Here is a 7,786-nt window from a genome sequence, read left to right as displayed (position 1 = left end):
ACCACGGACAGCGTGGTCGCCGCCCGTCCACCGCAGCGGCGCCCACGGCCACCCGTACGACCGAAGAAGAAGCCGCGCTGGGCCATGCGGGCGGCGACCACGCTGTCCGTGGTGGTGCTCGCGTCCGCCGGGATCGGGCACGCGGTGGTCACCAGCCTCGACGCGGACATCGCCCGCGTCGACCCCTTCAAGGACATGAAGAACCGCCCGCGCGCGGGCCACGGCATGAACGTCCTGCTCGTCGGCACCGACGGCCGCGACAAGATCACCGAGGCGGAGCGGCGCGAGTACCACCTCGGCGGCGCGCCCTGCCACTGCACCGACACGATCATGATCGTGCACATCTCGGAGGACCGGGAGCGCGCCAGCGTGGTCAGCCTCCCCCGCGACTCCTACGCCATGACACCCCCGCACGTCGACCAGACCACCGGCGAGCACCACGGCCCGCACCCCATCAAGATCAACGCGGCGTACGCGGAGGGCGGCCCCAACCTCACCGTCCAGACCGTCGAGTCCATGACCCACGTGAAGATCGACCACTACCTGGAGGTGGACTTCACCAGCTTCATGAAGACCGTCGACGTCCTCGGCGGGGTGAAGATCTGCACCGCCGAACCCCTGAAGGACTCGTACACGGGCCTCGATCTCCCCGCCGGCACGCACACCCTGATGGGCGGGCAGGCCCTCCAGTACGTCCGCTCGCGGCACGTCGACGGCGCCTCCGACCTCGGCCGGATGAAGCGCCAGCAGCGTTTCCTGGCGGCGCTGATCGACCAGGCCACCTCCTCCGGGGTTCTGCTGAACCCGCTGAAGTTCCGTGACGTGACCCAGGCCGTGCTCGGCTCCGTCCGCGCGGACAAGGGCTTCGGCACCGACGAACTGCTCGACCTGGGCCGCGCGATGCGCACCTTCTCCCCGTCCTCCTCCGAGTTCACCACGGTCCCCATCGGGCAGATGGGATACGTCGTCAAGGGCATCGGCTCCACCCTGAAGTGGGACGAGCCGAAGGCGGCCAAGCTCTTCCAGGCCCTGCGCGACGACAAGCCCCTGACCGTGCACAAAGCGGCGCGCGCCAACGCCGTGAAGGTGGACGTGGCCCCGCAGCAGATCCAGGTCCAGGTGGAGAACGGGACGGCGACCGGCGGTCTCGGCAAGCGCGTCGACGCGGCACTGGCGGCGACCGGCTTCCGCACGACGCACCAGCCGACGAGCGCGGCCGACCACGCCGTACGACGGACGGTCGTCGCCTACGACCCCCGCTGGGACCGTTCAGCGAAGTCCCTCGCGGCGGCGCTGCCCGGGAGCGAACTGCGGGCGGTGAAGGGGCAGGGGCCGGTGCTGAAGGTGATCGCCGGGAGCGACTTCAAGCAGGTCACGCGGGTGCGGGCGACGGATGTGCAGCAGGGCGAGTTCGGGGTGGCGACCGGGGACGAGGTGGGGTGTTCCTGAAAATGTGACAGTCGGGGGGTCGGGTGTCACATTTCAGAAATCGAGACCCTCCGCGGCCCGCTTCTCGCGCAGCTCCATGATGGCGCGGCGGCGGGCCAGGCGGTGGGTGCGGCGGATCTGGGCCTCCTGGTAGCGGCGCTCGTCGCGCTCCGTCTCCGGGAGGACCGGCGGCACCGCGCGGGGCTTGCCGGTGGCGTCGACGGCGGCGAAGACGAGATACGCGGAGCCGACCTGGGTGGCCGGGGTCGACTCGTTCCACCGCTCGGCCATGACCCGTACGCCGACCTCCATGGAGCTCCGCCCGGTCCAGTTGACCTGCGCCTTCACATGGACGAGGTCGCCGACGCGGACGGGTTCCAGGAACACCATCTCGTCCATCGACGCGGTGACGGCCGGTCCGCCGCTGTGCCGCCCGGCGACGGCGCCCGCCGCGTCGTCGACCAGCTTCATGACGACCCCGCCGTGCACCGTCCCCAGCAGGTTCGTGTCGGCGTTGGTCATGATGTGGCTGAGGGTGGTCCGGGAGGCGGACGTCGGCTTGCCCGGCAGATCTGTCATGGACGCCACCCTATGTGAGTGGACATCTGCGGACTTTGTGTTGGCTTCGCAACAGCAGTGCCCTGATTTTCCTACGACCCTTGTAAACGACATAGCCGCTACCTGCACACTGGGCCCCATGAACGATTGGCCCGAGGCATGGTCCGGCGACGACCGCGGCAATCAGTACGGACGCGGCAGCGCGAACGCACAGCCGGAAAGCGCACGAGTGATGCGCCAGGTACGACGCGGCCCGCAGGCCCCGCCGTACGGCGCCGGAGTCCCGCCGCAGCCGTCGTACACGGGCGGCCAGGGCTATGACGAGGGCCAGAACGGCTACGGCCAGGGCGGCTACGACAACAACGGGTACGACGGCTACAACACCGGCCAGGTCTACGGCGGTGGCGGGCCGGGCGGACCCGAGGGCCCCGGCGGCCGCGGCCCGCGCCGCGCGCCGAACTGGCGCCGTCGTATCAAGTGGGGTGCGATCACCCTGGTCACCGTGCTGGTCGTGACCTCGGTGGCGACCTACTTCTGGGCCGACTCCAAGCTGAACCGCGACGTCGACCTGTCGAAGGTGATCGACCGGCCGGAGGCGGGCGACGGCACGAACTACCTGATCGTCGGTTCCGACAGCCGCGAGGGGCTGACCGCGGCCGAGAAGAAGAAGCTGCACACCGGCTCCGCCGCGGGCAAGCGCACGGACTCGATGATGATCCTGCACGTGGGCGACAGCGGCGACACGCTGATCTCGCTGCCGCGCGACTCGAACGTCACGATCCCGTCGTACGTGGGCTCCACGTCCGGCAAGACGTACCAGAACACGGGCCGCCAGACGAAGCTCAACGCGGCGTACGCGGAGGACGGCCCGACGCTGCTCGTCCGCACGGTCGAGTACAACATGGGCCTGCACATCGACCACTACGTCGAGATCGGCTTCAACGGCTTCGCGGACATTGTGGACGCGGTCGGCGGGGTCACGATCGACATCGACAAGGGCTTCAAGGACTCGTACTCGGGCGCCGACTTCAAGGCCGGCAAGCAGACCCTGAACGGCGAGGAGGCCCTGGCCTTCGTCCGCACCCGGCACGCGTTCGCCGCGTCCGACCTCCAGCGCACGAAGAACCAGCAGAAGTTCCTGTCGGCCCTGGCCCACCAGGTGGCGACCCCGGGCACCCTCCTGAACCCCTTCAAGCTCTACCCGACGCTCGGCGCGGGCCTGGACTCCCTCTCGGTCGACAAGGACATGTCCCTCTGGGACCTCGCGTCCATGTTCTGGGCCATGAAGGGCGTCAGCGGCGGCGACGGCACCTCCATGAACATGCCGATCTCCGGCTCCACCGGCGGCAACCTCGTCTGGGACAAGGCGAAGGTGAAGACGCTGGTGAACGAGCTGAACAACGACCAGAAGGTGACAGTCTCCGGCAACTGAGGGACTGGGACCGGGTTGTGTCAGGCCCTGCCGCACGCCACCAAGGCGATGTGCGGCAGGGCCAACTCGTCTCCCCCTACGGCGAATTCACCGGCCAGCCGCTCGTACTCCCGCCTGGTCCTTACGACCGTCGCCTCGTCCTGCGAGGTGAGGACGAGCCCGGCGGTGGCGACACCGGCGGCCGGCCCGCCCCACCACTCGCCGACGGTGGTGCGGTGGTCCCACTCCAGCACGCGGGCCTGGGCGTCCGTGAAGCCCGCCTCGCGGAGCAGCTCAGCGAACCCGTCCGCCGTACGCGCGAAGTCCTCGGCCGGGTCGAGCCGGGGCAGATCCGCGGGGATCACGGCCCCCGCCGCCGCGAAGGCCCGCCCGAACAGCTCCTGCCCGGCGCCCCTCCGAGCACCCCAGAGGGTCAGCGCGACCCGGCCGCCCGGCTTCAGCACGCGGCGCAGTTCGGCGAGGGCCGCGCGGGGGCGGCCGACGTGGTTGACGACGAAGTTGGCTACGACTGCCTCGAACTCGGCGTCAGGGAAGGGCAGTTGGGGCAGTGCGGCCACCCGCGCCTCCACCCCCGCCGCCCGCGCGACCGCAACCATCCTGGCATCGGCGTCCACGGCAGACACCCGCGCGCCCCGCGCCAGCGCGGCCAGGGCCGCCGTACCGGTCCCGGTGCCGACGTCGAGGACGTACGTCCCCGTCTCGACCTGCGCCGCGTCCAGCAGGCGCTCCACGGGGTGCGCGCAGAGCCGCGCGAAGCTCGCCGCGTAGGCGTGGGCTCGGCCGGCCCACATGGTGCGTTCGGCGGTGTCGAAGGCGGCCTGGGTCTGTATCGGGTCGGTCATGGGCCGCAGTCTGTCCGACGAAACGGTGAGGGCACCCGCCAGAAGACCGGAGGTGCCCTCGATACTGCTCGTAACTGCCCGTCGGCTACGGCAGGTTGCGCGCCATGACGATGCGCTGGACCTGGTTCGTGCCCTCGTAGATCTGGGTGATCTTCGCGTCGCGCATCATGCGCTCGACCGGGTAGTCGCGGGTGTAGCCGTAGCCGCCGAGGAGTTGGACGGCGTCGACCGTGACCTCCATGGCGACGTCCGAGGCGAAGCACTTGGCGGCGGCGCCCTGGAAGGTGAGGTTCTTGTCGCCGCGTTCCGATGCGGCCGCGGCCTGGTAGGTGAGGGCGCGGGCGGCCTCGATCTTCATGGCCATGTCGGCGAGCATGAACTGGATGCCCTGGAAGTCGGCGATGGGCTTGCCGAACTGCTTGCGTTCCTTGACGTAGCCCTTGGCGTAGTCGAGGGCGCCCTGGGCGATGCCGAGGGCCTGGGCCGCGATGGTGATGCGGGTGTGGTCCAGGGTCTTCATCGCCGTGGCGAAGCCGGTGCCCTCCGCGCCGATCATGCGGTCGGCCGGGATGCGGACGTTGTCGAGGTAGACCTCGCGGGTCGGGGAGCCCTTGATGCCGAGCTTCTTCTCCGGGGCACCGAAGGAGACGCCCTCGTCGGACTTCTCGACGACGAACGCGGAGATGCCCTTGGAGCGCTTCTCGGGGTCCGTCACCGCCATCACCGTGTAGTACTCGCTCACGCCCGCGTTCGTGATCCAGCGCTTCACGCCGTTGAGGACGTAGTGGTCGCCGTCGCGGACCGCCTTCGTCTTCATGCCGGCCGCGTCGGAGCCCGCGTCCGGCTCGGAGAGGGCGTACGAGAACATCGCGTCGCCCTTGGCGAGCGGGGTCATGTACCGCTTCTTCAGGTCCTCGGAGCCCGAGAGGATCACGGGGAGCGAGCCCAGTTTGTTCACCGCGGGGATGAGGGAGGAGGAGGCACACACGCGTGCCACCTCCTCGATCACGATCACCGTGGCCAGCGCGTCCGCGCCGGTGCCGCCGTACTCCTCGGGTACGTGGACGGCGTGCAGGTCGTTCGCGACGAGCGCGTCCAGGGCCTCCTGCGGGAAGCGGGACTCCTCGTCGACCGCTGCGGCGTACGGCGCGATCTTCGCCTCGGCCAGGGAGCGGATCGCGTCGCGGAGCATGTCGTGCTCCTCCGACGGGCGGTACAGGTCGAAGTCAGCCGATCCGGCCAAGGTCTCTCACGCTCCAAGGACGCTGTGATCACAGTGCTAATTACCGTTAAGTAACCCAAATTTTAGGGGCCCGCCCACGGGAGGGATACGTGAGCTTGGCGACAGGGGGAAAGGTGCCCGGTGAGAGCGCCGGTTATGCTCGGGCGCGCATCGCCCCCGTACCCCTTCTGGAGCACTCATGGCCCTCAAGATCACCGTGATCGGCACCGGCTATCTCGGCGCAACGCACGCCGCGGCCATGGCCGAGCTGGGCTACGAGGTGCTGGGGCTGGACGTCGTCCCCGAGAAGATCGCGATGCTTCAGCGGGGTGAGGTCCCGATGTACGAACCGGGCCTTGAGGAGCTGTTGCGCAAGCACGTCGCCGGGATCGAGGGCTCCACCGGGCGGCTGCGCTTCACCATGGACTGGGCCGAGGTCGCGGAGTTCGGCGACGTCCACTTCATGTGCACGAACACCCCACAGAAGCACGGCGAGTACGCCTGCGACATGTCGTACGTCGACCGGGCCTTCGAGCTGCTCGCCCCGCACCTCACCCGCCCCGCGCTCGTCGTCGGCAAGTCCACCGTGCCGGTGGGCTCCGCGGACCGGCTGGCCGCGTATCTGGCCGAGCACGCGCCCGTCGGCGAGGACGCCGAGCTGGCCTGGAACCCGGAGTTCCTGCGCGAGGGCTTCGCCGTCCAGGACACGCTGCGTCCGGACCGGATCGTGGTCGGCGTACGGAGCGAGCGGGCCGAGAAGCTGTTGCGCGAGGTGTACGCGACGCCGGTCGGGGCCGGGTCGCCGTTCGTCGTGACGGACTTCCCGACCGCCGAGCTGGTGAAGACCGCCGCGAACTCCTTCCTCGCCACGAAGATCTCCTTCATCAACGCGATGGCCGAGGTCTGCGAGGCCGGGAACGGCGATGTCGTGAAGCTGGCCGAGGCGATCGGGCACGACGAGCGGATCGGGAAGAAGTTCCTGAGGGCGGGGATCGGTTTCGGCGGCGGCTGCCTCCCGAAGGACATCCGGGCGTTCATGGCGCGCGCCGGTGAGCTGGGTGCCGACCAGGCGCTGACCTTCCTGCGCGAGATCGACTCCATCAACATGCGGCGCCGCGGGGCGATGGTGGAGATGACCCGCGAGGCGCTCGGCGGCGGCTCTTTCCTCGGCAAGCGGGTCGCCGTCCTCGGCGCGACCTTCAAGCCGGACTCCGACGACGTCCGCGACTCCCCCGCGCTGAACGTCGCCGGCCAGATCCACCTCCAGGGCGGCCAGGTCACGGTGTACGACCCGAAGGGCATGGACAACGCCCGACGGCTCTTCCCGACGCTCGGGTACGCCGACACCGCCGTGGAGGCCGTGCGGGGTGCCGATGTCGTCCTGCACCTGACGGAGTGGCGGGAATTCCGGGAGCTGGACCCGGCGGAACTCGGCGAAGGCGTGCGGGCCCGGCTCATTCTCGACGGGCGGAATGCGCTCGACCCGGAACTGTGGCGGAAGGCCGGCTGGACTTACCGGGCGATGGGCCGGCCCACCGCATAACAACCCCGGGAACGGGGGCTTCTGAAGTACCTCACTGCGCGGCCTCCCGGAATTCCGGGAGGCCGCGCAGTGCCGTACCGCCCGGGCCGGGCTTGGGTTCTGAGGCCTGTACGGCCGTACGCACACACTGGCATATGCCATCTTCGGGAATCCGCGGACCGGATTCGCATCCCATTCTCGTCATGTGTGGGAATCGCTCTGCCTCTGCGCGCTTTCTTCACATTCGCATTGCGCGGAATAACGTCGATGTCACCCGATCTCACAGTCGGGCCGCACCCGAAAGAGAGGTAGGCAACAGGCGGTTAACTGGCCCGTAGTCACGGGGAATCCGCATTCCACTGCACTGAGTCGCGTTCGCCGCATTCCGCGGTTGGATTGATCTGAGCATGCCAGGAGTGTCTCATCATGCCCTTGTTCCGCCGGGCGGAGTGGCCGAGAGATCACCGCGACGAGCTGATCGCGGGCGCGCTGGTCGGAGCCGTGGTGATCGTGCTCGGCTACGCGTCGGGCATCGGCGCTCCCACGGCCTCCGGCGAGGCCGCCGCTCCCGCCGCCACGCCGCCCGCCGCCACCGCACCGCCGGCCGCCGCATCGGTGCCGGCCGACTCCGCCCCGGGCGGTTCGCAGGCCCAAGTCCCGGGCGACGCCGGGGTGTTCCCGATCTCCGGCTACACGGGCTCGGGGACCGGCACGGGCGTCGGCACCGGGCAGACCGGCACCGGTCACGACCACGGCACCTCGCCCACCTACGGGCCCACGGC

At 69.7% G+C, this 7,786-nt stretch carries 6 protein-coding genes and 1 pseudogene; 4 read left to right on the top strand and 3 right to left on the bottom strand.

Translation table 11 applies throughout. The features are described from left to right. Positions 1-12: 12 nt before the first annotated feature. A complete protein-coding gene (locus AC31A1_RS42060) occupies positions 13-1,449 on the top strand; it encodes an LCP family protein (RefSeq protein ID WP_489658355.1) in 1,437 nt (478 codons plus the stop codon). Between the two features lie 33 nt (positions 1,450-1,482). Here the strand turns inward: AC31A1_RS42060 and AC31A1_RS42055 are convergent, their stop codons facing one another. Continuing rightward, positions 1,483-2,007: an acyl-CoA thioesterase gene (locus AC31A1_RS42055; protein ID WP_489658354.1), complete on the bottom strand. Its 525-nt coding sequence runs from the start codon at positions 2,005-2,007 to the stop codon at positions 1,483-1,485. Between the two features lie 118 nt (positions 2,008-2,125). Here AC31A1_RS42055 and AC31A1_RS42050 point away from each other — a divergent pair, with 118 nt between their 5' ends. After that, complete coding sequence (locus AC31A1_RS42050) at positions 2,126-3,418, top strand: LCP family protein (RefSeq protein WP_393751841.1); 1,293 nt, start codon at positions 2,126-2,128, stop codon at positions 3,416-3,418. Positions 3,419-3,438: 20 nt separating this feature from the next. Here AC31A1_RS42050 and AC31A1_RS42045 read toward each other — a convergent pair whose 3' ends face one another. Then, positions 3,439-4,260 carry a methyltransferase domain-containing protein gene (locus tag AC31A1_RS42045; RefSeq protein WP_489658353.1) on the bottom strand — a complete coding sequence of 274 codons (822 nt, stop codon included), beginning with the start codon at positions 4,258-4,260 and terminating at the stop codon, positions 3,439-3,441. 85 nt (positions 4,261-4,345) lie between these two features. Further along, positions 4,346-5,503, bottom strand: coding sequence for an acyl-CoA dehydrogenase (locus AC31A1_RS42040; RefSeq protein WP_266769313.1), 1,158 nt, complete (start codon positions 5,501-5,503; stop codon positions 4,346-4,348). A gap of 178 nt (positions 5,504-5,681) precedes the next feature. Between AC31A1_RS42040 and AC31A1_RS42035 the strand changes: the two genes are divergently transcribed. Both AC31A1_RS42035 and AC31A1_RS42030 read left to right on the top strand, forming a co-directional pair. Further along, positions 5,682-7,025, top strand: coding sequence for a UDP-glucose dehydrogenase family protein (locus AC31A1_RS42035; protein ID WP_489658352.1), 1,344 nt, complete (start codon positions 5,682-5,684; stop codon positions 7,023-7,025). Between the two features lie 405 nt (positions 7,026-7,430). Next, a pseudogene (locus tag AC31A1_RS42030) lies at positions 7,431-7,786 on the top strand (hypothetical protein); the annotation flags it as partial.

The organism is Streptomyces sp. P5F9 (genome assembly GCF_057961495.1).
Note: the sequence above shows the minus strand (reverse complement) of the source record. Positions and strands in the feature narration are given on the sequence as shown.